Source organism: Hymenobacter rubripertinctus (assembly GCF_003583925.1).
Taxonomy (GTDB): Bacteria; Bacteroidota; Bacteroidia; order Cytophagales; family Hymenobacteraceae; genus Hymenobacter; species Hymenobacter rubripertinctus.
In genome coordinates this window covers 16,980-41,845 of sequence record NZ_QYCN01000011.1, presented here as the reverse complement: position 1 = coordinate 41,845, position 24,866 = coordinate 16,980, and the positions used below count along the sequence as shown (strand labels likewise).

Genomic DNA, 24,866 nt, shown 5'->3' with positions numbered 1-24,866 from the left:
TCCTATTCATCGCGGTGGCCGGGCCGCCGACTTCCCTGCCTATAGCATGCTTATCTACGGCTATCAGACATCTCACCTGCTCACGGAACCCGTAGAGGGGTCTTGCCCGGCCTGCGCCGCCGCCGACAGCCTGCGCATGAGCGTGTTCGGGCGCTATGCCCACCTGTATTGGGTGCCGCTACTGCCGATCGGCAAAACGGGGGCTTCGGAGTGCAGGCAGTGCGGGCAAGTGGTGGGGGCCAAGGAAATGGCCCCGCAGCTGCGGCAGTCGCTGCGGGAGCTTAAGCAGCGAAGCCGCGCCCCGTGGTGGCATTTCGCGGGCCTGCTGCTGGCCGTGGTGGGCCTGGGCTGGGCGCTGGTGGCCAACAGCAACGACGAGCGTGCCAACCAATCGTTCATCACCCTGCCCCACCGGGGCGACCTCTACCACGTGCGGACCAGCAACGGCCACTACTCGCTCTGGAAAGTGCAGGACGTGGCCGGCAACGCCGTGAAGCTGCTGGCCAACAACTACGAAATCGACAACCAGACCAAAGTCAGCGAGCTTAACCGGCCCGAGAATTTCGCCCCCGACGCGCTCGAACTCACCCGCTACGACCTGGAAATCATGCTGGAAAAAGATGAAATCGTGGACGTAGAGCGCCCGGGAAGTGAGTAGTGGCTTGGGCTGTCTGGCTGGTTTGATTGGATAAAGAAAGGCCGTCATTGCGAGCGGAGCCGAGGAATCTCGCGTGCTGACGTTGCCCTAGTAACTCAACGTCAGCACGCGAGATTCCTCGGCCCCGCTCGCAATGACGGCCTTATCCGCTACCCGTTCAGAACTGGCCCCACTCGGCGAGCTGGCGCTGGTGTTCCTGCCGGGCGTAGTTGCGCAGAATCACATCGGGGTGGATGCCGAGCAGGATGACCGTGCCCCGCTCGCGGGCGTAGGCGTTGCGCACCTCCCCCACCCGTCGCAACGACTGGAAATGATGGGCCAGGTCGGCATCGGGCTCGTCATCAATCAGCAGAATGTACTGCCAGCCCTGCGCCGGGGCCACCGGCTGCCAGAACAGGTAGCTGCCGTTGAAGCTGTTGGCCGGGGGCAGGGCGCGGTGGCGGTTGTAGTAGTTGATGGCCCCGGCCTGGCCGTAGTTGGCCGTCAGGATGAGGGTGCGGCCCCGGGCGGCGGCGGGCAGGCCCTGATAGGCGGTCCAGGTTTTATCGGCCAGCTCGCGCCAGCCCAGCATATCGGCGTAGTCCTGGGGCAGGGGGTGGTTGCGGCCGTCTTCCCAGCGCAGCACACCCAGCTTCTCGAAACGGGCCCCGAGGGCCAGCATGCGGGCGGGCGGCTCCAGGGTGAACAGCAGCGGCAGCACGCGCAGGCTCAGCAGCACGGGCAGCAACAGCAGCGCCGGCCGCATAACCCGGCCCAGGCGGGGCCGCGCTTGCAGCCACTGCTCCCACCAGGCGGCCCCGGCGGCCAGCAGAATCGGGTAGTAGCCGAGGGCGTAGTAGTCCTTGCCGTGCAGCAGGGTGAGCAGCAGCAGCCCCCCGGCGTACACCAGTCCCACCACCCGGTAGGGACTCCGCAGTAAGGCCACCAGCCCGGCTACCCACACCCACAGGCTGGGCAGGTTCATCACCAGCTGGCTTTGCCAGAACCCGCCCACCGACACGTTGACCAGCTGGGTATCGTGGAGCAGGGCCATGTGGTGGCGCACCGGCAGGCCGTGGCTGATTTGCCAGGCCAGGTTGGGCAGCCACAGCAGCAGGGCCAGCGCCGCGCCGCCCCAGAAGGCGCGCGTAGCCAGTATGCGCCGCTGGGTGAGCAGCAGTGCCCCCACCAAAGCCAGAATAAAAAACAGGGCCGAATACTTGTTGAGCAGGGCCAGCCCCAGCACGGCCCCGATGGCGTAGAGCCAGCGCGGCGCGGGCTGCTGCTGGTAGCAAATCAGCCAGTAGCAGACCACCGTGAAGGCCAGCACCTCGAAGGAATTGGGCTGAAACAGGAAGTTGAGCCGGGCGTAGGCCCCCAGCAGGTAGCTCAGCCCCGCCAGCGCCACCGCCCAGGGGCCGCCGCCCAGCCGCTGCACCGCCCGCCCCACTACGTACACCGTAAGGCTGCCCCAGAGCAAGGGCCAGAACTTCACCCAGAACCAGTCGCCGCCCAAAGCCAGGGTCACCCAGCTTTGCAGGGCCGTGAGCGGGGGCACTTCCAGGTAGCCCCAGGCTAAGTGGCGGCCGTAGTTGAGGTAGAGGTATTCGTCGCGGTGCAGCTCGTAGGCCGGGCTGGAGAGCAGGTAGCCGGAAACAAATTTGACCAGGGCCAGCAGCAGCGGCAGCACACGCGGGGATTTCATGCCCCAATATAGAAAATACGCCATATCCGTCGCCCGGAGACGCGCTCTGGCCCGGCCGGAAGGTTACAGACCCTTGGGCAGGCGGATGGCGTCCAGGTAGTCGCGCAGGCCGCTTTGGTGCTGGAACAGGTGGATGAACAGGATGTGCTCACTGTCGTAGGCGCACCATTCCTCGGCGTAGAAGTCACTTACCGCGAACAGGCGCAGGCGGAAGCTGTCCTCCCGCCGCTCGGCCAGCAGCCGGCCGTGCTGGCGCAGGTGCTCCGTCTGGCGGTACATGTGCAGCTGTTTGAAGTCGGCGTAGTTCATGGCGGCGGGCAGAACCCAAAGATACGGCCGCCCGGGCAGAGCCCAACCCGGCCGGCCAGCCGCCGACTGACGCGGCCGGTTGGTTTCGCCAAAACCCACCGCTGGTTTTCCGCCCCGACTTACCGAAATTTGGGCGTGGAATCCGCCGACAACCGCAAAATCATTCACCTGGATATGGATGCGTTCTACGCCTCCGTGGAGCAGCGCGACCACCCGGAGCTGCGCGGGCGGCCCGTGGCGGTGGGTGGCTCCCGGGCCCGGGGCGTGGTGGCGGCGGCCAGCTACGAAGCCCGCCGGTTCGGGGTGCGCTCGGCCATGCCCTCGGCTACAGCTTTGCGCAAATGCCCCGAGCTGGTGTTCGTGAAGCCGCGTTTTGAGGTGTACAAGGACGTGTCGCGGCAGATCCGGGCCATTTTCGCCGAGTACACGCCCCTGATCGAGCCGCTTTCTTTGGATGAGGCCTACCTCGATGTGACGGAGAACCTCAAGGGCCTGCCCCTGGCCAGCGAAGTGGCCCGGCAAATCCGGGCCGACATCCTGCGCCAAACCCAGCTCACGGCCTCGGCGGGCATCAGCTACAATAAGTTTCTGGCCAAGCTGGCCTCCGATTACCGCAAGCCCAACGGCCAGTTCGTCATCCGGCCCGAGCAGGGGCTGGCGTTCGTAGAAAAGCTACGGGTGGGCGAGTTTCACGGCATCGGCCCGGCCACGGCGGCCCGGCTCAACCAGCTCGGCATCTTCTCGGGCCTCGATTTACGGCAGCAGTCGGAAGCCTTTTTGCGCCAGCATTTCGGCAAGGCCGGCGGGCACTACTACCTCATCGCCCGCGCCCAGGACCCGCGCCCCGTCCGCCCCGACCGTATCCGCAAGTCCATCGGCTCCGAAACCACCTTTGAGCACGACCTGACGGCCTACGACGACCTCTGGGTCCGCCTCCTCCCCTGCCTCGACACCACCTGGGGCCACGCCGAGCGCCTGGGCGTGCGCGGCCGCACGCTCACGCTCAAAATCAAGTTCACCGACTTCCAGCAAATCACGCGCAGCCGCACTCTCTTTGCCCCTCTCCAGCACCGCGACCAGGCCGAGCGCCTCGCCCGGGAACTGCTCCTGGCCCAACTGCCCGTGCCCCAGGGCGTGCGCCTGCTGGGCCTCACGCTCTCGAACCTCGAAAGCCAGGAGGACTTGGTAGGCCAGCAGCTGGGGTTGGCGTTGTGAGCAGGAGTCCCAGGGCTGAAGCCCTGGGCTATTTAGCGCACGAACCGAACCGCTGACTAGCCCAGGGCTTCAGCCCTGGGACTCCTGATGCCAACTGGATACTGAATTACTTCAGCAGCTCGTGCAGCACGGTTTGCATAGCAAACGTACGGTTGCCGGCTTCCTGGATGATGAGCGAGTTAGGCGAATCGAGCACGGCATCCGACACCTCCACGTTGCGGCGTACGGGCAGGCAGTGCAGAAATTTGGCGTCGTTGGTGAGGGCCATGTGGGCGGGCGTCAGCATCCAGTCGGGGTCGGTGCTCAGCACCTGGCCGTAGTCGTAATAGCTGCTCCAGTTTTTGGCCTGCACGAAGTCGGCACCGGCTAAGGCCTTGTGCTGGTCGTATTCGATGCGGGCCCCGCGGGTGAAGCGTGGGTCCAGCTCGTAGCCTTCGGGGTGGGTGATGACTAGGTCCACCCAGTCGATGGCCGAGAACCAGTCGCAGAACGAGTTGGGCACGCATTGGGGCAGCGCGCGCACGTGCGGGGCCCAGGTGAGCACCACTTTCACGCGCTCGGTGCGCTTGGTTTCGGCCACCGTCAGCAGGTCGGTGAAGCTTTGCAGCGGGTGCAGCGTGGCACTTTCGAGGCTGATGACGGGCACCGTGGCGTAGCTGAGAATCTTGTTGAAGAAGACTTCGCCGTAATCGGCCTCCCGGTCCGTCAGCGTGGGGAAGGTGCGCACGCCCAGCACATCGCAGTACTGGCTCATTACGGCAATGGCCTCCTTGATGTGCTCCTGGGTCGAGCCGTCCATCACGGCACCATCGGCCGTTTCCAGCGTCCACGAGTCGGTGCCGGCATTCAGCACCCACACCTGGGCCCCGAGGTTGTAGGCCGCCTTCACCGAGCTAAGCCGGGTGCGCAAGCTGGGGTTGAAGAAGATGAGCCCGACGGTTTTGTTGCGCCCGACTTCCTGATAGCCAAACGGGTTGGCTTTGATTTCGAGGGCCTGCTGCAACAGGGCTTTGTAGTCGCCCGCATCGGCGAAGGAGGTGAAGTTTTTCATGGCTAGTGTAGTATGAGGCATTACTCCCTATTGGAAGACTGCTCATCGGGTATATTTATCAATACGGTCTTTAGGAGAGTAACTTATCAACTCACCATCCCGAAAGACCAATTGCCAAAGTTCAAAGTTGAAACCGGGCGGTGGCGGTGGTGGCGGTGCGCCCGCTCGTTGAACTTGCTTGGGCTGCAATGGAATTTTAAGTGTTTGCTTGCCCGGTTTGTACAACTGTGGATTTGGTGTCCCTATAAAGTAGATTGGAATGCCGTCTATGCGCTCCGCGCCTACCATTTTTGTTCTTTCAAAATCGGGTTCAGCACTGGCAATCGAAACCAATGAATCCTCAATCGAGACTGTGATAAACTCAAGTGAATCACTTATCCCAGGTGTGTACTCCAACTGCGTCGCCTTTATGTAACCTTTCACATACTTCGTTATATGGGGGTTGACAAAGGATTCTTGCAGAGCATCATTGTCAGAACTACATGATATAACGCCAGCACACAAAAACAGTAGAAGCTTGAAGGCGCTTGTTTTCATGACACGTCTTTTACAAGTAGATAGTCCCGAAGCAATAGTTTCCAACGGTCCGGTAAGTTCAAAAATTGAGACGCAACTATACGTCTCTACATCGCCCGATACTCGTTCCAGCTCTTAATCTTCAAGTCCTCCATCTCCAACGTGCAGAAGGCGCGGATGAACGCCTTGGCCAGCCGCGCATTCGTCAGCAACCCGATGCCGGAATCCACGGCCGTGCGGCGGATTCGGTAGTCGTTGTCCAGCTCGCCTTTCGACAGGTTTTTGGGGATGTTGATGACCAGGTCGATTTTCTTTTCCTTCAGATACGTCAGCACGTTGGGCTCCTGCGCGTCGTCGGGCCAGTAAAGCAACGAGCTGGGGATGCTGTTTTCGGCGAAAAAGTGGTGCGTGCCCTGCGTGGCGTACAGCTGGTAGCCGCGCTTCACCAGCAGCCCGGTGGCGGAGAGCAGCGCCACTTTCGATTGGATGGGGCCGCCGGAAATGAGCACCGTTTTCGCGGGGATTTTGTAGCCCACGCTCAGCATCGATTTTAGGAGGGCTTCCTCGGCGGTGTCGCCCAGGCAGCCGACTTCGCCGGTGCTCACCATGTCGACGCGCAGCACCGGGTCGGCGCCGGGCAGGCGGGTGAAGGAGAACTGCGGGGCCTTCACGCCCACGAAGGGCAGGTCGTAGATTCGCTCGCTCTCGTCGCGCGTTACTTCCTTGCCCAGCAGCACCTGGGTGGCCTTTTTGATGAGGTTGTTGCCCGAGATTTTCGACACGAAGGGGTAGCTGCGCGAGGCGCGCAGGTTGCACTCAATCACGCTGATGGCCCCGTTTTTTTCCAGGAACTGAATGTTGAACGGACCGCTGATTTCGTAGCGGCGGGCCACCTTTTCGGCAATGATTTTGAGCTTGCGGATGGTGCCCACGTACACCCGCTGGGGCGGGTAGTACATGGTGGCGTCGCCGGAGTGCACGCCGGCAAACTCGACGTGCTCGGAAATGGCGTAGCTCACAATTTCGCCCTTATCGGCCACCGCGTCCAGCTCAATTTCCTTGGCTTCCTGCATGAATTCAGACACCACCACCGGGTATTCGGCGCTGACTTCCTTGGCCGCTTTCAGGAATTCTTCCAGCTCGAAGGCGTTGGAAACCACGTTCATGGCCGCGCCCGACAGCACGTAGCTCGGCCGGATGAGCACCGGGTAGCCCACTTCCCGCACGAACCCGTGCATGGTTTCCAGCGAGGTCAGCTCCTTCCAGCGGGGCTGGGCAATGCCCAGCTCGTCCATGATGCGGCTGAACTTGTGGCGGTTCTCGGCCTCGTCGATGTGCGCCGCCGTGGTGCCCAGAATGGGCGCGTGGGCTTCTTCGAGGCGCATGGCTAAGTTGTTGGGAATCTGGCCGCCGGTGCTCAGAATCACGCCGCCGGGCTGCTCGAAATCCAGAATGTCCATCACCCGCTCGAAGCTCAGCTCCTCGAAGTAGAGCCGGTCGCTCACGTCGTAGTCGGTCGAAACGGTTTCGGGGTTGTAGTTGATGAGGATGGTTTTGTAGCCCTCCTCGGCGGCCGTTTGCACGGCCTGCACGCCGCACCAGTCGAACTCGACCGACGAGCCGATGCGGTACACGCCCGAGCCCAGCACCACGATGGACTTCGCGGTTTCGCGGTCCAGGTCGTTTTCGGTGCCGTGGTAGGTGGTGTAGAGGTAGTTGGTTTTGGCCGGAAACTCGGCGGCCAGCGTGTCAATCTGCTTCACCACGGGCAGCACGCCCAGGGCCTTGCGGCGGGCGCGCACGCGCAGCTCGTCGGCCTTCACGTCGCCTTCGCCCAGCAGCTGCACGGCAATCTGCTGGTCTGAGAATCCGGCTTTCTTGACTTCGCGCAACAGCTTGGTTTCCAAGCCATCGAGGCCGTTGGCGCGGCCGGCGGCCAGCTGCTGGCCCAGCTCAAAAATATTGAACAGGCGCTGCAAAAACCAGTGGTCGATGCGCGTGAGCTGGTGCACCTGCTCCAGCGAGTAGCCGGCCTCAAAGGCGTTGTTGATGGCGAAGATGCGCTCCTCGTTCGGCTCGCTCAGGAGCTGGTCGATGGTGTCTTGGTCCACGTTTTCGGGCCGGTTGGCTACGAAGCCGCGCTTGCCGGTATCGAGCATGCGCAGGCCCTTTTGGATGGCTTCCTCGAACGTTTTGCCAATGGCCATCACCTCGCCCACGCTCTTCATGGCGCTGCCAATGTTCCGGTTCACGCCCGAGAATTTGCCCAGGTCCCAGCGCGGCAGCTTCACCACCACGTAGTCGAGGGCGGGCTCGAAAAAGGCGGAGGTGGTTTGCGTGACGCTGTTTTTCAGCTCGGCCAGCGAGTAGCCCAGGCTCAGCTTGGCGGCCACGAAGGCCAGTGGGTAGCCCGTGGCTTTCGAGGCCAGCGCCGATGAGCGCGAGAGGCGGGCATTCACCTCAATCACCCGGTAATCCTCCGAAACCGGGTCGAGGGCGTACTGAATGTTGCACTCGCCCACGATGCCCAGGTGCCGGATGGTCTGGATGCCGATGCTGCGCAGCTTGTGGTACTCGCGGTTGCTGAGCGTCTGCGACGGGGCCACCACGATGCTCTCGCCGGTGTGGATGCCGATGGGGTCGAAGTTCTCCATGTTGCAGACCGTGATGCAGTTATCAAACTGGTCGCGCACCACTTCGTACTCCACTTCCTTCCAGCCCTTCAAGGATTCTTCCACCAGAATCTGGTCTGAAGTCGTGAAGGCCTGCCGGGCCAGGGCCTGCAATTCGTCCATGTTATTGGCGAAGCCGCTGCCTAGCCCACCCAGCGCAAACGCGGCCCGGACAATGATGGGGAAGCCGATGGTTTCGCCGGCGGCCAGGGCTTCGGCCATGCTGGTGCAGGCTACGCTGCGGGCCGAGAGCACGCCAATCTGGTCGAGCTTGACCTTGAAAATCTCCCGGTCCTCGGTGTCGATGATGCTCTGCACGGGCGTGCCCAGCACCTGCACGTTATACTTTTCAAACACGCCGGCCCGGTACAGAGCCACAGCGCAGTTCAGGGCCGTCTGGCCGCCAAAGGCCACCAGAATGCCGTCGGGCTGCTCCTTTTTGATGACTTCCTCCACGAAGTAGGGCGTCACGGGCAGGAAATACACGTCGTCGGCCATGCCGTCGGAGGTCTGCACGGTGGCAATGTTGGGGTTGATGAGGATGGTGCGGATGCCTTCCTCCTTCAGCGCCTTGAGGGCCTGCGAGCCGGAATAATCGAACTCCCCGGCCTCGCCAATTTTCAGCGCGCCGGAACCGAGGATGAGTACTTTGTTGGGTTTGTTCATTGATTGCTTTTGGCCCTTCTTTCAAAAGGAATTGATTAAAAAAAACGCACATTAATAGTTCGCCTCATACTTTATGCTTATCTAATTAGAATAAGCATAAAGTATGAGGCGAATTAAATTTTCAATCAGAATTATGCCCGTAATATGCGCGGGTCCAAATAAGAAAATGCTACGTCACCATACGAATTGTAGTCAGGTGATTCATCCAATACGCTTTCTTCAAGTAACGCATGTAAAATCTGGCGCTTTTCTGCCTTTGTCGAATCGTCAAGCGCAAGTGATTCTTGACCTTTGGCGTAAAAGGCTTCAATCATGCTTGAATGAGCAAACAATAATGCGTTTAACGAAACGCGTACCTCATAATTATCTGGATTATGTCTTCTCGATTTCCAAAGGCTCCAAAAAACCAAGACCAGTATGGTGAATCTGACATCGGGGTCTTTTACCAAGCCTTTTGAAACGGCCATGTAAAGCGTAACACCAATCCGACCAGGGTCAGGTAATGCTCTGACCTCATTCGCATTTCCATTGATAGCATCAATGAAAATGTCAACAAATTGTGGGGCATCGGAGTCGTTGCCTCGTATGAGTTGCTCAACGGACTTTGACAAGTCTAGTATGTCTGACATCTGAATGTGTGAAAAAGTTATTTCAAGCGCAAATTTCGCATTAATGCAACAGTTTTGTGATTTTTAGCCAAGAATAAATCTCTGATGTATGCCATTAGCAACATCCAAGCTTGACCATCATGAGAATTATTTTCAAATAGAAATTTTTTCTCTATGCCTTTTGAATCGGAAATAAAAGCTCTAAGTACAATTCCGTCCACACCAAACTCTGACTTCTCCGTGTCTGATGCCCAACCGTCACGCTCTTCAATGCGACAACGAATTCCGTTCCAATCCAAAACGTTGTCTGCCACTCGTTGCCTGTCATTATTTTGCACAAAAGATGTGTAATACTGCCAGCCATTGGGAGTAGTTTTCTCTGGGATAAGTGCGGTTTCTATAAAGTACAAGGTTTTAATAGGTATTCTCTCATTTCCAGGATATACGTACCCGTCTAATCCAATACGGTAAAAGAATGCGCTCATGGGCTTGTGAGTATTAGAATAGATGGTTGTTCTAGCCAGCATACAGTAGACGGGCTAGCCGGAATGACAATTTTGTTTGACAGACTTCACGAACAGGTGCAAATGTAGCTGGCATTAATGGTTTGCCTTATACGCCACCACCGCTTTCAAAAAGTCATCAAATAGAAACTCCGTATCCTGTGGCCCGCCGGCGGCTTCGGGGTGAAACTGGGTGGAGAAGAACGGCTTGGACGTGTGCCTGATGCCTTCGCAGGTGCCGTCGTTCAGGTTCTCGAACAGCATTTGCCACTCGGTGGGGAGCGTGGCGGTGTCCACCGCGAAACCGTGGTTCTGGCTGGTGATGTAGCAGCGCTGGGTGCCGGTGAGCTTCACGGGCTGGTTGTGGCTGCGGTGGCCGTATTTGAGCTTGAAGGTGTCGCCGCCCGCCGCCAGGCCCATGAGCTGGCTGCCCAGGCAGATGCCGAAAATGGGCTTGTCCTGAGCCAGGGCCTTTTGCAGGTGCCGGATGGTGGCCTCGCACATTTTGGGGTCGCCGGGTCCGTTGCTCAGGAACAGGCCGTCGTAGTCGAGGGTCGTGAAATCGTAGTCCCAAGGCACGCGAATCAGCTCCACGTCGCGCTCCAGGAAGCAGCGGATGATGTTGGTTTTGGTGCCGCAGTCCACGAGCACGATTTTGTGCTGGCCACTGCCGAAGTGTTCCACGCCGGGCTGGCTCACCTGTGCCACCAGGTTGTCGAGGTTGGGGTCGTGGAAGGGCACGTCGGTGTCGGCCACGATTTTGCCTAGCATGGCGCCCTTCTCGCGCAGCTTCTTGGTGAGCATCCGGGTATCGACGCCGCAGATGCCGGGGATATTGTACTCCTTCAGCCAGTCGCCGAGGCTTTTGGCGGCGTTCCAGTGGCTGTGCTCCTCGGAGTAGTAGTTCACCACGAGCCCGGCAATGTGGATTTTGTCGGACTCGAAAATGGTCGAAATCGACTCGTACAGCTCTTCGCCGGGCACGCCATAGTTGCCCACCATGGGGGTGGTAAGCACCAGAATCTGGCCGGCGAAGGACGGGTCGGTGAGGTTTTCGGGGTAGCCGGTCATGGCCGTGCTGAACACGACTTCGCCGGCGGCGGAGGTGAAGGCCCCGAAGGATTCGCCCTGGATTTCGGTGCCGTCGGAGAGGGTTAGGGTTACTTGTGGCATGGTGCGGACGTTGCGCCTCACCCCCCGGCCCCCTCTCCGAAAAGGAGAGGGGGGAGTATTCTATTGGGGTGGGGTTTGGGGGTTAGAGGTTGGCTTTGATGGTGGCTAGGACGCGGCGGGGGAGATTGAGGGCTTGCTCGTTGGAGAAGCGGAGGATGCGGTAGCCTAGTTCGGTGAGGTAGGCGGTGCGGCCGTTGTCGTAGTCGGCTTGGTTGGGTTCGAGGTGGCCGGCTCCGTCTAGTTCTACGATTAGTTTGTGGGTGAGACAGACGAAATCGGCGATGTAACGGTCGATGCTGTGCTGGCGGCGGAATTTCACGCCGAATTGGTTGCCGCGTAGGAGTTGCCACAATTTTGCTTCGGCGGGGGTGGGCTCTTTGCGCATGCCTCGGGCGCGTTCTTTCAGGTCTAGCCGGGCGTACTGCTTTTGGTCGGCGGTGAAGATGTGGTCTTGAGGCAGGTAGGATTCGGCGGCGGGTTCCATATCGTTGTGGCGTTGCGCCTCACCCCCGGCCCCTCTCCGAAAAGGAGAGGGGAGCCACGGCGGTACAGGTGTGAAAAACTACGGCTAAAAACTAGAAGCTAGTCCCCCTCTCCTTTTCGGAGAGGGGCTAGGGGTGAGGCGCAACGTCAGGCCGTAAGCGCAACCAGCGCCCCCAAAAACCGGTCAACCTCCGCCCGCGTGATGTTCAACGGCGGCAGCAGCCGGAGCACCGTGGGGTCGGAGGCGTTGCCCACGAAAATGTGGTGCTCGGTGAGCAGCTTGTCGCGGATTTCCTTGATGGGGAAGTTGTATTTGATGCCCACCATCAGGCCCCGGCCCCGGATCTCGACGGCGCCGGCGTGGGCCAGCAGCTCCGTGCGCAGGTAGTCGCCCATTTCGGTGGCGTGGGCCAGCAGGTTTTCATCTTCGATGACTTCGAGCACGGCCAAGGCGGCGGCGCAGGCTAAGTGGTTGCCGCCGAAAGTGGTGCCTAGCAGGCCATAGGAGGCTTGCAGATGGGGCGCAATCAGGATGCCGCCGATGGGAAAGCCGTTGCCCATGCCCTTGGCCACGGAAATAATATCGGGCCGGATGCCGGCGTGCTGGTGGGCGAAAAACTTGCCGCTACGTCCGTAGCCGCTCTGCACCTCATCGGCAATCAGCAGCACGTCGTTGGCCCAGCAGAGCAGCGCTAGGTGCTGCAGAAACTCATCGGAAGGCCTGATGATACCACCCACGCCCTGAATCGGCTCCACGATAACCGCGCACACGTCGCCGCCGTGCAGCACGGCCAGCACCGCGTCCAAGTCGTACTCCACGAAGCTCACGGCGTGGCCCGCGTTGAAGGGAGCCACAATTTTCGGGTTGTCGGTAGCCGCTACCGTGCCGCTGGTGCGACCGTGAAATGCACCTTTGAACGCCACCACCCGCTTTTTGCCGGTATGAAACGAAGCCAGCTTCAGCGCATTCTCGTTGGCCTCGGCCCCCGAGTTGCACAGAAACAGCGCGTAATCCTCGTAGCCCGACACGCGGCCCAGCTTCTCGGCCAGCTCGCGCTGAATCGGAATCTGTACCGAGTTGGAGTAGAAGCCGATGTTTTGCAGCTGCTCCGTGAGGCGCTGCACGTAGTGCGGGTGGCTGTGGCCGATGGAAATCACGGCGTGGCCGCCGTAGAAATCCAGGTATTCCTGGCCCTGGTCGTCCCACAGCTTCGCGCCAAGCGCGCGCACGGGCGTGATGTTGACGAGGGGATAAACGTTGAAGAGGTCCATTTTTTTTGAGCTGTTAGCTTTTAGCTGATGGCTGTTAGCTTCTTGAGGAAGACCAAGTGAATGAATGTCAGAACAGAGCTGACAGCTAAAAGCTAACAGCTTTAAAAAGCAGCCCCGTCGTCTCCGGCAGGCCAAATAGCAGGTTCATATTCTGCACCGCTTGGCCCGATGCGCCTTTTACCAGATTATCAATTACTGAGGTAATTAATAATTGCTTACCCTGTTTCTGCACGTGCAGCAGGCATTTGTTGGTATTCACCACCTGCTTCAAATGAATTTCCTGGTTTGAAACCATGGTGAATGGCGCGTCGGCGTAGAAATTCCGGTACAACTCCCGCGCCTCGTCCTGCGTCAAATCCGAGGGCGTGTAGACGCTGGCGAAAATGCCCCGTGCGAAATTGCCGCGGTAGGGGATGAAGTAGATTTCCGCCCCGGACTGCGGCTGCAGCTGCGCCAGGCTCTCCCCTATTTCGCCGAGGTGCTGGTGCGTAAAGGGCTTGTAGATGGACACGTTATTAGTGCGCCACGAGAAATGCACCGTTTCCGACAGGCCCTGGCCCGCACCGGTCGAGCCGGTGATGGCCGACACGTGGATGTCGTCGGTGAGGCGGCCGGCCTGGGCCAGCGGCAGCAGCGCCAGCTGAATGGCCGTGGCGAAGCAGCCCGGATTGGCAATGCTCTGGGCCTGCTGGATGCGGCTGCGGTTCAGCTCCGGCAGGCCGTATACGAACTCACGGCCTCCGAACTCGGCATCGGCCATGAGGCGGAAATCGTTGCTCAGGTCGATGACGTGCGTGGTTTCGGGTAGCGTATTTTTGAGCAGCCACGCTTTGGAATTGCCGTGGCCCAGGCACAGAAACACCACGTCCTCGTCGCCGGCCAACTCGGAGGAAAAAACCAGGTCGGTTTCGCCCACCAGGTCATCGTGTACCTGGTGCACCGGGTTGCCCGCGTTCGAGGAGCTCACGATGCCGCCCAGCTCTACGAACTCGTGGTGCAGCAGAATGCGCAGCAGCTCGCCGGCCGTATAGCCGGCCCCGCCTACGATGCCAGCCTTAATTTTCATCGTTGAAAGAAGCATGAATCTTCAGCTGGTTGCTGAAAATCTTGATGAAGCCCTGGGCGTCGCGGCCGTCCCAGGCGTTGTTTTCTTCGCCGTAGGTGGCCACTTTCGACTGCATCATGTCGAACTTCGACTCTACGCCCTGCAACTCAAACCGGTAGGGCAGTAACGCCACGAACACCGTGCCCGACACCCGCTCCTGCGACGAGGTGAGGAAGGCCTCAAAGTCGCGCATCACCGGGTCGAGGTACTGGGCCTCGTGCAGCAGCGTGCCGTACCAGTTGGCCACGTAGTCCTTGTGCAGCAGCTGCCAGCGGCTGGAGGTATGCTTTTCCAGCAGGTGATGGGCTTTAAGCAGTAGCAGCGGAGCCGGGGCTTCGAAACCCACGCGGCCCTTGATGCCCAGAATCGTGTCGCCCACGTGGGTGTCGCGGCCGATGGCGTAGGTGCCGGCCAGCTCGTTGAGGGCCTGAATCAGGGCCACCGGGTCCATGGTTTCGCCGTTCAGGGCTACCGGCTCACCTTTTTCGAAGGTGATTTTTACCTGGGTAGGCTCCGTGGCGCTGAGCTGGGTCGGGTAGGCCGATTCGGGCAAAGCCTGGTGCGAGGTCAGCGTTTCGACGCCGCCCACACTAGTGCCCCAGATGCCCTTGTTAATGGAGTATTTGGCCTTCTCCCAGCTCATTTCGAAGCCGTGCTGGTTGAGGAAGTCGATTTCGGCCTGCCGCGACAGTTTCAGGTCGCGGATGGGCGTGATGATTTCGGTATTGGGCGCAATCACTGAGAAGGCCACATCGAAGCGCACCTGGTCGTTGCCGGCCCCGGTGCTGCCGTGGGCGATGAAGTCGGCCTGGTGCTCACGGGCGTATTCGGCCAGCGCCAGGCTCTGGAACATGCGCTCAGCACTCACGCTCAGCGGGTAAGTGTCGTTTTTGAGGATGTTGCCGAAAATCAGGTAGCGCAGGCAGTCGGTATAGAAGCGCTGGGTTACATCAATCACCTCATGCTTCGAGGAGCCCAGCTCGTAGGCCCGAGCCTCAATGGCGGCTAGCTCTGCTTTGGAAAATCCGCCGGAGTTGACGATAACCGTGTGCACCTCCAGACCCAGTTCGCGGGTCAGGTACACCGCGCAGAACGAGGTATCCAGACCGCCGCTATACGCTAAAACTACCTTCTTTTTAGACATGTGTTGGGGAGAAGTGAGGCTGTAAGAAATGGCGCTAAAAGAACGTGTCATCCTGAGCGGAGCGAAGGATCCTTTCACGTTTGGCCAAGCTGTTGTTACGATACCGTTGAAACGTGAAAGGATCCTTCGCTCCGCTCAGGATGACACGTTCTTTTTTCGATGGCGCGATGTTTCTACCCTTCCTGACGCAGGATTTCAATGCTTTGCTGGCTGAAACGGTCTTGGAGCTTATCGTAGACCATGCCAGTGCAGAGGCACATTTTACGTTCGTTCTCCTGGAGAATCGGGTAGTTTTTGCAGCTCGCGCAGCCCTTCCAGAAGTCCTCACTCTGGGTGAGTTCGGGGAAGGTAACGGGCCGGTAGCCCAGCTCGCTGTTGATTTTCATCACGGCCGCGCTGGTCGTGATGCCGAAGATTTTGGCCGCCGGGTACTTGGTGCGCGACAGCCCGAACACGCGCTCCTTGATGGCGCGGCCCAGCCCCTCCTGGCGCAGCTCGGTGTTCACGATCAGCCCCGAATTGACGACGAATTTAGCGTCTTCAAAGGTTTCGATGTAGCAGAATCCGGCCAGCGCCCCATCCAGGAACGCAATAATGGAATCACCCTTTTCCATCTTTTTAATCAGATAGTTAGGATCGCGCTTGGCAATGCCGACGCCCCGCTGACGGGCCGATTCGGCATACCACTGGCACAAGGTGTCCGCGTACTGCGCATCGGCAGCTTCGGCGACTCGTAGAAACATGGCGGGGAAAGTTAGTTGCCGGCTTTTTCGACAACGGACTAAGGCAAACACTCGGCAGGCAAAAGGCCTTTCCGACCCGGGGCGGCGTTGAGCCAGTGCCGGAAACACGGACGGGAAAGCGCAGGACGGGGCCAAAGCCAGCCGTCGGACGGGAGCAGACTGCTCCGCAATTTCCCAATTGTGCGTACCAGGGCTTACACTCGTGTCAGTTCGTTGTTCGTAAAATCTTCCTTCAGTGGGCCGCTTCGGGCGGCCTTTCGCCGGTTCTTAGCAGGGTAAGAACGCGGGCGGGCATTGCGGGCCAGCTACTAAGCTGGCCTGGTTCGCACGACCAGCGTAGGTCGTCGCAGAAGCGCAATGGAGGAGGGACGAATCATGACAGGGCCGGGCACCGGCGGGGAGTGTTTCGCGGTTTAAATCGTTTAAACCGCTAATTCGTTGCAAAACTAGAGTAAAATTTTCGGAAACTTTGTCGCGCCGGCTGCAAAAATAATTTCTTTGCCTGGCCCGCCGGTATTCCCCGCCAGCTGGCACGCCGCCCACTTTCGGCCCTGCCGCCACCCCTACCCCGCATTTTACTTCGTTTCCCACGCATGAGCACCGACCTGAAAATTTTCAAGATTGGCGGCGGCATTCTCGACGATATGGTTGAGTTGCGCCGCTTTCTGGCCGAGCTGGCCCGGGTACCCGGCCCGAAACTATTGGTGCACGGCGGCGGCAAAGGGGCCAGCCAGCTGCTCGCCCAACTCGGCATTGCGCCCCGGCTGGTGCAGGGCCGCCGCATCACCGATGCGGCTACGCTCGACATCGTGACCATGTTCTATGCCGGCAAAACCAACAAGCAGGTAGTGGCCCTGCTCCAGGCCGAGGGCGTGAACGCGCTGGGCCTCTCGGGTGCCGATGGCAACGTGATCAGGGCCGTGAAACGGCCGGTAACGGACATCGACTACGGGTTCGTGGGCGATTTGCCGGCCGACGCGGTTGACGCTGGCCTGCTGGGCCAGTTGCTGCAAAGTGGCTTGCTGCCCGTGCTCTGCGCCATCACCCACGACGGCCAGGGCCAGCTACTCAACACCAACGCCGACACCATCGCCAGCGCCGTGGCCCGCGCCCTGACCCCGCATTACGCCGTGGAGCTGCACTTCTGCTTCGAGAAAAACGGGGTGCTCGCCGACGTCAACGACGACGACTCCGTGATTCCGCAACTCACGGCGGCCCAGTATCAGCAGCTCAGGAGTGCGGGGGTTATTGCCGCCGGCATGGTGCCCAAACTCGATAATGCCTTTGCGGCCCTGGAAGCCGGCGTGGCCCGCGTGGTCATTGAGCACGCCCAACGCATCAATGAGTCCGTAAAAACCATCCTATGCCGGAGCTGATCGACACTCTTACCGACGACGCCATCGAGCTGCTGAAGCAGCTGATTCAGACGCCCTCGTTTTCGCGGCAGGAAGACCAGACGGCCGACCACATCGTGCGTTTCCTGACCTTCCACGGGGTCCGGCCCGAGCGCAACGCCCACAACGTGTGGGCCGTGAGCCGCCACTACAACCCTGCCCGGCCCACCGTGCTGCTCAACTCCCACCACGACACCGTGCAGCCCGGCGCCGGCTGGACCGCCGACCCGTTCGGGGCCGCGCTGGCCGGCGACCAGCTCACCGGCCTGGGTAGCAACGATGCGGGCGCGGCGGCCGTGAGCTTGCTGGCCACGTTCCTGTACTTCGAGCAGCACCCGCCGGCCTTCAACCTGATCTGCGCCATCACGGCCGAGGAGGAAATTTCGGGACCTAACGGCATCCGCCGGCTGCTGCCGCTGCTGCCCGAAATTACCCTCGGCATCGTGGGCGAACCCACCCAAATGGACCTCGCCATTGCCGAGAAAGGCCTCGTGGTGCTCGACTGCACCGCCCACGGCCGGACCGGCCACGCGGCCCGCGAAGAAGGCGAAAATGCTCTCTACAAAGCCCTCGACGATATTCAGCGCCTGCGTGCGTTCCGGTTTGAACGGGTTTCGGAACTGCTGGGGCCGGTGAAGCTCACCGTCACCCAACTCCAGGCCGGCACCCAGCACAACGTGGTGCCCGACCGCTGCACTTTCGTAGTAGATGTGCGCACCAACGAGCTGTATACCAATCAAGAGGTCGTGGACATGGTGCGCGAACTGATCGGGGCTGACGTGGTACCGCGCTCCACCCACCTCAACTCCTCGCGCATCGCCCCCAATCACCCGCTGGTGCAACGCGGGCGGGCGCAGGGCCGCCGTACTTTCGGCTCGGTCACGCTCTCCGACCAAAGCATGATGCCCTTCACCACCGTCAAAATCGGCCCCGGCGACTCGGCCCGCTCCCACACCCCCGACGAGTACATTCTGCTCAGCGAAATCAGGGCCGGCATCCGGGGCTACGTGGAGCTGCTGAGCGGGCTGGTTTTATGAGCTTTTAGCTGACAGCTGTTAGCTGCCAGCCTCGTTCTTCCAAGCATCCCCGATAAGCCGCCAGACCTCCTTTTACCTCCGCGAATACCTCCGCGCACCTCTGCGAGAAAACAGTTTAGAAGGTCATTCAAGGCGTTCTACCTTCTCTTTTGAAAACGAAAGCTAACAGCCAACAGCTGTCAGCTAAAAGCTTGATAACGTATGAAAATCTGGGATAAAGGCATTGCCGTCGACAAGAAAATTGAACAGTTTACCGTGGGCCGCGACCGGGAGCTGGACCTGTACCTGGCCCCGTTTGATGTGCAGGCTTCCGCGGCCCAGGCCAACATGCTGGCGGCGGCGGGCCTGCTCTCGGCCGCTGAGAACGAGCAGCTGCAACAGGGTCTGCAGGCGCTAACGCAGCAGCTGGAAGCCGGCACCTTCGTCATCGAGCCCGAGTACGAGGATGTGCACTCCAAAATTGAGGCCTACCTGACCGAGAACTTCGGCGACGCGGGCAAGAAAATCCACACCGCCCGCTCCCGCAACGACCAGGTGCTGACGGCGCTGCAGCTGTTCCTCAAGGACTACGCCCGCCGCGCGGCCGCCCGCACCCTGGAGCTGGTGGAGGTGCTGCTGACCAAGGCCGAAACTCACCAAACTGACCTGATGCCCGGCTACACGCACTTTCAGGCGGCCATGCCCAGCTCGTTCGGACTCTGGTTTTCGGCCTACGCCGAGCACCTGCTGCTCGACCTCTCGCTGTTTGAGGCCGCCTACACCGTGGCCGACCAGAATCCGCTGGGCTCGGGCGCAGGCTTCGGCTCCTCCTTCCCCATAAACCGGCTGCAAACTACCCGCGAACTGGGCTTCGGCCAGCTGGCCGTGAGCAGCGTGGGCGCCCAGCTGCTGCGCGGCAAAACCGAACGCACCACCGCATTTGCCGTGGCCGGCATGGCCGCTACGCTGGCCAAAATGGCCTACGACCTGGTGCTCTACAACTCCCAGGACCTCGCCTTCGTGGAGCTGCCGGCCGCCTTTACCACCGGCTCCAGCATCATGCCCCACAAGAAAAACCCCGACGTGTTCGAGCTGATCCGGGGGCGCTGCCAGGTGCTCCAGGCGCTGCCCAACACGCTGCTGCTGGCCACTGCCGGCCTGCCCAGCGGCTACCACCGCGACTTTCAGCTGCTCAAGGAAATCCTCTTCGAGCCCCTGACCCAGCTGCTCGACATCCTCGACATTGTGCTGTTTGCCCTGCCCCAACTGCGCATCAAGCCCGATTTGCTGAACCAATCCAAGTACGACGCCGTGTTTTCGGTCGAGAACATCAACCAGCTCATTCAGGCCGGCGTGCCCTTCCGCGAGGCCTACCAGCAGGTGGGCCGCAGCGTGGAGGACGGCAGCTACCAGCCCCACCGCGAGTTCGCCACCACTCATTTGGGCAGCGTGCACAACCTGGGGCTGCCCGAAATCCGGGCGAAAGTGGCGCAGTTCCGGGCCGGCAGCAAGCTGACACCTGTCCGTTAGCCGCTACGCTGGGCACTGCTTTGCCCGCCACTCATCAGCAATGACAAAATTTTGAACACGGCTGATATTTACTGAAAAACAGCTGCTTACGACAAAAAAAGGCACCGGTGAGTAATTACTCACCCGGTAAAAGTAAGCTAACACTTACTAGTTTCGAAATCCTTTTGTAATATTGCTCCCGCTATCAGATAACGACTCCCACTAGTTTTCTGACGGCCAATTCCCACACCCTGATTATCCGGATGTATTCCCACCCTCATCCGGGCCCCCTTCGAAAGCCGCGCGGCTTTGCCCCCGGCCCTGCCGCCCGCTGGCTTTCGGAACCCACGTAGCCGGCCGACTCGGACCTTCCGAGTCGGCCGGCTTCTGTTTGGGCGGCCCCCTCCAGTGGCGGGCTTACGGTGGAAGGGGGCTTTATTTTTTCGGATTACGCGTTTTTAGCGTTCCGGGCGCGAACTTGCTGCCTCAACTGCCGGCTACGCCGCCAATACCCGAATCCCTATATTCGGGTGCTCAACTTACTCTGGATCATGACGAACCGCAAGCAGCATATTGCCGAGGTAGCACTGCGGCTCTTTGGGGAGAAAGGCTTCGAAAACACGTCTACGCAACTCATTGCCAAGGCTGCCGTGGTATCCGAAGCCCTGATTTTCAAGCACTTCGGCTCCAAGGATCAGCTCCTGGAGTTTGTCATCCGCAACGGCTACAAGCGCATCATCGAGGACAACCGGGGCGGCCTGGGCGAGCCCGACCCGCTCACGTTCATTCACAGCGTGATTGAGCTGCCCTACCAGCTGGTGCAGGCCGAGCCCCACTTCTGGAAGCTCCAGTACCGTTTGGCCGACTCCGAGATGGCCCGTCAGCAGCACGAGCGGTTCATGAAACCGGTGCCCGCTCTGCTCCGGCAGGCCTTCGAGAAGCTCGATTACCCCGATCCGGACAAGGAAACGGCCCTGCTGCTGCTGCTGGTGGAAGCCCTTTGGAAAATGGAAGCCACCAAAACCGAGGACCACGGCCGCGACATGCTCGACTTCATCAAGGGCAAGTACCAAGCGCAGTAGCTGTTAGCTGTTAGCTGTTAGCTGTTAGCTGTTAGCTTGATATGTAAAAGGGTATGAGTAGGTTATTTAACTAGAGAAAAGCAACGCCCCCGACTACTATCAGCAGTCGGGGGCGTTGCTTTTTACCAACTCTTAAGGTTTACGCTAAAGCGTTCCTTTCATCATCAGGCGATGTTGCCTGCACTGAATAAGCCAAGTCGACTGCCGCTGGAAAATATAAGGGTAACTGCCCAAAGCTGACAGCGAATACCTCGAAAGTGCTATTACAGGTGAATTACTTCACCGTAGGCAGCGGCGGCGGCTTCCATAATGGCCTCGCTCATGGTGGGGTGCGGGTGCACCGATTTGATGATTTCGTGGCCGGTGGTTTCGAGCTTGCGGGCTACTACCACTTCGGCAATCAGTTCGGTTACGTTGGCCCCAATCATGTGGGCGCCCAGCCACTCGCCGTACTTCTTGTCGAAGATGACTTTCACGAAGCCGTCCTTCACGCCGGCCGCCGAGGCTTTGCCGGAGGCCGAGAAGGGGAATTTGCCCACCAGAATGTCGTAGCCCTGGTTTTTGGCTTCGGCTTCGGTGAGGCCCACCGAAGCAATTTCGGGCGAGGCGTAGGTGCAGCCGGGAATGTTCTGGTAGTTGAGCGGCTCGGGGTGGTGGCCGGCAATCTTCTCGACGCAGATAATGCCCTCGGCCGACGCGACGTGGGCCAGCGCGGGGCCGGGCACGATGTCGCCGATGGCGTAGATGCCGGGCACGTTGGTCTGGTAGAAATCGTCGACCACCAAGCGTCCTTTCTCTACGTTGATGCCCAGCTCCTCGAGGCCCAGGTTTTCGATGTTCGTAACCACGCCGGCGGCGCTCAGCACCACGTCGCAGGCAATCTGCTGGTCGCCTTTGGCCGTTTTAACGGTCACGGTGCAACCGTCGCCGCTGGTGTCCACGGCCGTCACTTCGGCCGACGTCAGCACGTTGACGCCGATTTTCTTGAAGGATTTCTCCATCTGCCGCGACACTTCCTCGTCTTCCACGGGCACAATGCGGGGCAGGTATTCCACCACCGTTACCTCCGAGCCCATGGTGCGGTAGAAGTAGGCAAACTCGACGCCGATGGCCCCGGAGCCCACCACCACGAGGCGTTTGGGCAGCGCGGGCAGCACCATGGCCTGGCGGTAGCCGATGATTTTCTTGCCATCAATGGGCAGCGCGGGCAGCTCGCGGGAGCGGGCCCCGGTAGCCAGAATGATGGATTTGGCCTCGATGGTATCCTTGCCACCGTCGGCTTTGGTGAGCTCGATTTTGCCGGGGGCCAGCAGCTTGCCGGTGCCCATAATGGCGTCAATCTTGTTCTTTTTGAACAGGAAGTTGATGCCCTTGCTCATGCCCTCGGCCACGCCGCGGCTGCGCTGAATCACGGCCCCGAAATCGTAGCCCACTCCTTCCGCCGACAGGCCGTAGTCTTTGGCGTGGTTGAGGTACTCGAATACCTGGGCGCTTTTGAGCAGCGCTTTGGTCGGGATACAGCCCCAGTTGAGGCAGATTCCGCCGAGCGACTCGCGCTCTACCACGCCTACTTTCAAGCCCAGCTGCGAAGCCCGGATGGCGGCTACGTAACCGCCGGGGCCGCTGCCGATAACGACCAGGTCGTATTGCAATGCCATATTGTGTTCGGTTGAAGGGTAAGAAGAAGGGCTCCGCGCCGCGTTGGGCGGCCCGGCAGCCAAGCCGGGCAAAGATAGGCACGCCGGGTTAGTGTGCCATGCCTGCGCCGCCCGGCGGCCCAAACAGGGGCCGACAAAATTTGGGGGCACCGCGCAGCCCTAACGGAACGCGCCCCGTACAAAGAGCCGTTGTAGCCTGACGGTGGCCTTCCGGCCCGTTATTTCTTCTCCCTCATTTCGTTTCATGAAAGCATCCCTACTCTCGTTGCTGGCCGCTACCACCTTGTTGCTGGCCGGTTCCTGCGCCCGTAGTACCACCGCCGACCGGGAGCGGCCCACGTCGGCGGCCCGCAATACGGCCCGCGAAACCACCGTTGCCCGCGCCCCCGATCCGGGGAGTGAGGCCGGCACAGCCGTCGCCTCCATCGTGCCTGCGGTAGTGGAGCCTGCTGCCCGCAAAAACAACAACGACTACCGGGAGGAAATCCGGCTGGCCGATGCCCGCCTGAAAGCCACCCCCGGTAATTTCGACGCCCTGCTGAGCCGGGCCAAGGCCAAGAGCCACCTCAAGGACTACAAGGAGGCCATGACGGACTACAATGCCGCGGCCCGCCTCCAGCCCACCAGCGCCGAAGTGTACTACAACCGGGGCCTGAACCGCCTGAAGATGAAGGAGTACAGCGGGGCCATTTCGGACTTCGGCAAAGCCACCAAGTACAATCCCCAGGACAAGGAGGCATTCTTCGGACGGGGGGCGGCCAAAATGCAGATCTTCAACTATAAGTCGGCTATTCCCGATTTTACCCGGGCCATTGCCCTCGACCCCGCCTACGCCGATGCTTACGAGTACCGCGGCATCAGCTATTCATCCATCAACAAGACCAAGGAAGCCCGGGCCGACCTCGAAAAAGCGGCCCAGCTCAACCCCGAAGCCGAAAAAAGCCTCCGCCGGTATACCGGCAAGGAATAGGGGTTAGGGTTTAGGCGTGAGGAAAGAACCGTCATTCTTCGACTTCGGCTCCGCCTTCGCTCAGAATGACGGTTCTTTCCTCACGCCTTACTTTCCCAGCAGCAGTTTCAGGTAGAAGCTGGGCTGGCGGAGTCGCTCGCGCAGGTCCAGGTCGAGGAACATGTTGCTGATGGTTTCGGCCAGGGTGGGGTTGTTGGCGGCGCGGTTGGCAATGAAGTTGAAGAGCCACGGATAACCGAGCAGGCGCTGCATGGCCCGGCTCAGACGCAGCTCCTGCCAGAGGCGGTTGTACACGGCCCCGTCGTAGCCCTTCAGGAACGCGGGGCTGAAATCGTGGGCGGCCACGGCCCGGGTGGCCCAGTCGGCGGCGTGGCGGCCCGAAACCATGGCGTGGCTGATACCCTCCCCCGAAAACGGGTCGATCAGGGAGCCCGCGTCGCCGAGCAGCAGGTAGCCCGGACCGGAGAGCGGGCGGCGCCTGGAGCCCAGCGGCAGCCCGAAGCCGCGCACCGGCCCCAGCCGCTCGGCCGTGGCAAACCGGTCTTTGAGGGCCGGGTGGGTGCGCAGGATTTCATCCAGTCGCTCCCGCAGCTTCACTTTCTTTTTCGACACGGCTTCCGTGAGCATGCCCACGCCCACGTTGGCCTCGCCGTTGGGCAGCGGAAACACCCAGAGGTAGCCCGGCAGAAAATCCTTGATGAAGTGCAGCTCAATAAAATTGTCGGGGTGAAGGCCCGTAACGCCCCGGTAGTAGGCCCGCAGGCCGGCGCAGTGGTGGGCCGGCTCCAACTCGTGCCCGCCTACCACCCGCGCAAAGTGCGACTGCGCCCCGTTGGCCACCAGCAGCACCTCGGCGGTGGCTATTTCGGCATCGTCCTTGGAAAACAACCGCCAGCGGCCGTCGGGCAGCTGCTCGTGGCGGGCCACGTCGGTATTTTCGCGGAAGTCGATTTCGGGGCGGCGACGAACTTCCTCGATCAGGAAATTATCGAAGTCGATGCGCTTGCTGATGTGGCCGGCGGCGCGGTCGTGGGCCGGGTTGTAATGGGGCTTGAAGGGCACGGCCAGGCGGCGGCCGTTGGGGGCGTAGAAATCGATGCCCCAGCTGGGTAGCTGGGCGGGCTCGGCGGCCAGGCGGGCGGGCAGCTCCTCCCCGATCCGGCGCAATTCGCTGAGCACTTTACCGCTGAGTGCGTCGCCGCACACTTTGTCGCGCGGGAAGGTGGCGCGGTCGAGCAGCAGGCAGCGGTGGCCGGCGTTGGCCAGGTGCAGGGCCGCCGTGGCCCCGCCCGGTCCCGCCCCGAGGATGCAGATAGTCATATTTTCAGCTGTTAGCTATCAGCTACTAGCTGTTAGCTTTTCGGATTCAAGCTGCAAGCTACGAGCCACAGCCCGTAAGCGCGTGCAGATTACTGGCCGTTTCAATTTTGTTGCT

Annotated in this window: 22 protein-coding genes; 7 read left to right on the top strand and 15 right to left on the bottom strand. The window is 60.5% G+C overall.

The features are described from left to right. The first annotated feature begins 46 nt into the window (after positions 1-46). Positions 47-658, top strand: a complete 612-nt coding sequence (locus D0T11_RS08950; RefSeq protein WP_119655445.1) for a hypothetical protein — start codon at positions 47-49, stop codon at positions 656-658. A gap of 157 nt (positions 659-815) precedes the next feature. Here the strand turns inward: D0T11_RS08950 and D0T11_RS08945 are convergent, their stop codons facing one another. After that, complete coding sequence (locus D0T11_RS08945) at positions 816-2,342, bottom strand: ArnT family glycosyltransferase (RefSeq protein ID WP_182888316.1); 1,527 nt, start codon at positions 2,340-2,342, stop codon at positions 816-818. A 63-nt stretch (positions 2,343-2,405) separates the two neighbouring features. Then, the gene (locus tag D0T11_RS08940; protein WP_119655443.1) at positions 2,406-2,651 is read right to left on the bottom strand and encodes a hypothetical protein; all 246 of its coding nucleotides are present in this window, start codon (positions 2,649-2,651) and stop codon (positions 2,406-2,408) included. 135 nt (positions 2,652-2,786) lie between these two features. On the opposite strand from D0T11_RS08940, the gene dinB reads away from it, so the two are divergent. After that, a complete protein-coding gene (gene dinB, locus D0T11_RS08935) occupies positions 2,787-3,866 on the top strand; it encodes a DNA polymerase IV (protein WP_119655508.1) in 1,080 nt (359 codons plus the stop codon). Between the two features lie 106 nt (positions 3,867-3,972). On the opposite strand, the gene D0T11_RS08930 is transcribed toward dinB, so the two are convergent. The 11 genes from D0T11_RS08930 to D0T11_RS08895 form a co-directional block, all read right to left on the bottom strand. Next, on the bottom strand, positions 3,973-4,917 hold the full coding sequence (locus D0T11_RS08930) for an N-acetylornithine carbamoyltransferase (RefSeq protein ID WP_119655442.1): 945 nt from the start codon (positions 4,915-4,917) through the stop codon (positions 3,973-3,975). Between the two features lie 42 nt (positions 4,918-4,959). Further along, positions 4,960-5,499, bottom strand: coding sequence for a hypothetical protein (locus tag D0T11_RS22070; RefSeq protein ID WP_147374580.1), 540 nt, complete (start codon positions 5,497-5,499; stop codon positions 4,960-4,962). A gap of 41 nt (positions 5,500-5,540) precedes the next feature. Continuing rightward, a complete protein-coding gene (gene carB, locus D0T11_RS08925; RefSeq protein ID WP_119655441.1) occupies positions 5,541-8,771 on the bottom strand; it encodes a carbamoyl-phosphate synthase (glutamine-hydrolyzing) large subunit in 3,231 nt (1,076 codons plus the stop codon). Between the two features lie 131 nt (positions 8,772-8,902). Next, complete coding sequence (locus D0T11_RS22065; protein WP_147374579.1) at positions 8,903-9,400, bottom strand: hypothetical protein; 498 nt, start codon at positions 9,398-9,400, stop codon at positions 8,903-8,905. A gap of 17 nt (positions 9,401-9,417) precedes the next feature. Next, a complete protein-coding gene (locus tag D0T11_RS22060; RefSeq protein WP_147374578.1) occupies positions 9,418-9,864 on the bottom strand; it encodes a hypothetical protein in 447 nt (148 codons plus the stop codon). Between the two features lie 114 nt (positions 9,865-9,978). Beyond that, positions 9,979-11,055: a glutamine-hydrolyzing carbamoyl-phosphate synthase small subunit gene (gene carA, locus D0T11_RS08920; RefSeq protein ID WP_119655507.1), complete on the bottom strand. Its 1,077-nt coding sequence runs from the start codon at positions 11,053-11,055 to the stop codon at positions 9,979-9,981. 82 nt (positions 11,056-11,137) lie between these two features. Then, positions 11,138-11,539, bottom strand: a complete 402-nt coding sequence (locus tag D0T11_RS08915) for an endonuclease domain-containing protein (protein WP_119655440.1) — start codon at positions 11,537-11,539, stop codon at positions 11,138-11,140. A 146-nt stretch (positions 11,540-11,685) separates the two neighbouring features. Then, entirely contained in the window at positions 11,686-12,810 is a 1,125-nt protein-coding gene (locus D0T11_RS08910; RefSeq protein ID WP_119655439.1) for an aspartate aminotransferase family protein, read from the bottom strand. 85 nt (positions 12,811-12,895) lie between these two features. After that, positions 12,896-13,876: an N-acetyl-gamma-glutamyl-phosphate reductase gene (argC, locus tag D0T11_RS08905; protein WP_119655438.1), complete on the bottom strand. Its 981-nt coding sequence runs from the start codon at positions 13,874-13,876 to the stop codon at positions 12,896-12,898. After that, positions 13,866-15,059: an argininosuccinate synthase gene (gene argG / locus D0T11_RS08900; protein WP_119655437.1), complete on the bottom strand. Its 1,194-nt coding sequence runs from the start codon at positions 15,057-15,059 to the stop codon at positions 13,866-13,868. Before argG ends, argC begins: the two co-directional genes overlap by 11 nt. Positions 15,060-15,232: 173 nt before the next feature. Continuing rightward, positions 15,233-15,802, bottom strand: coding sequence for a GNAT family N-acetyltransferase (locus tag D0T11_RS08895; RefSeq protein WP_119655436.1), 570 nt, complete (start codon positions 15,800-15,802; stop codon positions 15,233-15,235). A 593-nt stretch (positions 15,803-16,395) separates the two neighbouring features. Between D0T11_RS08895 and argB the strand changes: the two genes are divergently transcribed. The 4 genes from argB (at position 16,396) to D0T11_RS08875 (ending at position 20,803) form a co-directional block, all read left to right on the top strand. Beyond that, the gene (argB, locus tag D0T11_RS08890; RefSeq protein ID WP_119655435.1) at positions 16,396-17,178 is read left to right on the top strand and encodes an acetylglutamate kinase; all 783 of its coding nucleotides are present in this window, start codon (positions 16,396-16,398) and stop codon (positions 17,176-17,178) included. Next, positions 17,166-18,233, top strand: coding sequence for a M20 family metallo-hydrolase (locus D0T11_RS08885; RefSeq protein ID WP_119655434.1), 1,068 nt, complete (start codon positions 17,166-17,168; stop codon positions 18,231-18,233). Before argB ends, D0T11_RS08885 begins: the two co-directional genes overlap by 13 nt. A gap of 201 nt (positions 18,234-18,434) precedes the next feature. Beyond that, positions 18,435-19,742, top strand: coding sequence for an argininosuccinate lyase (gene argH, locus D0T11_RS08880; RefSeq protein ID WP_119655433.1), 1,308 nt, complete (start codon positions 18,435-18,437; stop codon positions 19,740-19,742). Between the two features lie 530 nt (positions 19,743-20,272). Then, positions 20,273-20,803, top strand: coding sequence for a TetR/AcrR family transcriptional regulator (locus D0T11_RS08875; protein WP_119655432.1), 531 nt, complete (start codon positions 20,273-20,275; stop codon positions 20,801-20,803). A gap of 263 nt (positions 20,804-21,066) precedes the next feature. Here D0T11_RS08875 and lpdA read toward each other — a convergent pair whose 3' ends face one another. After that, complete coding sequence (gene lpdA / locus D0T11_RS08870) at positions 21,067-22,461, bottom strand: dihydrolipoyl dehydrogenase (protein ID WP_119655431.1); 1,395 nt, start codon at positions 22,459-22,461, stop codon at positions 21,067-21,069. A 244-nt stretch (positions 22,462-22,705) separates the two neighbouring features. Between lpdA and D0T11_RS08865 the strand changes: the two genes are divergently transcribed. Next, on the top strand, positions 22,706-23,431 hold the full coding sequence (locus tag D0T11_RS08865; RefSeq protein WP_119655430.1) for a tetratricopeptide repeat protein: 726 nt from the start codon (positions 22,706-22,708) through the stop codon (positions 23,429-23,431). Positions 23,432-23,518: 87 nt separating this feature from the next. Here D0T11_RS08865 and D0T11_RS08860 read toward each other — a convergent pair whose 3' ends face one another. Further along, on the bottom strand, positions 23,519-24,751 hold the full coding sequence (locus D0T11_RS08860; protein ID WP_119655429.1) for an NAD(P)/FAD-dependent oxidoreductase: 1,233 nt from the start codon (positions 24,749-24,751) through the stop codon (positions 23,519-23,521). Positions 24,752-24,866: the final 115 nt, after the last annotated feature.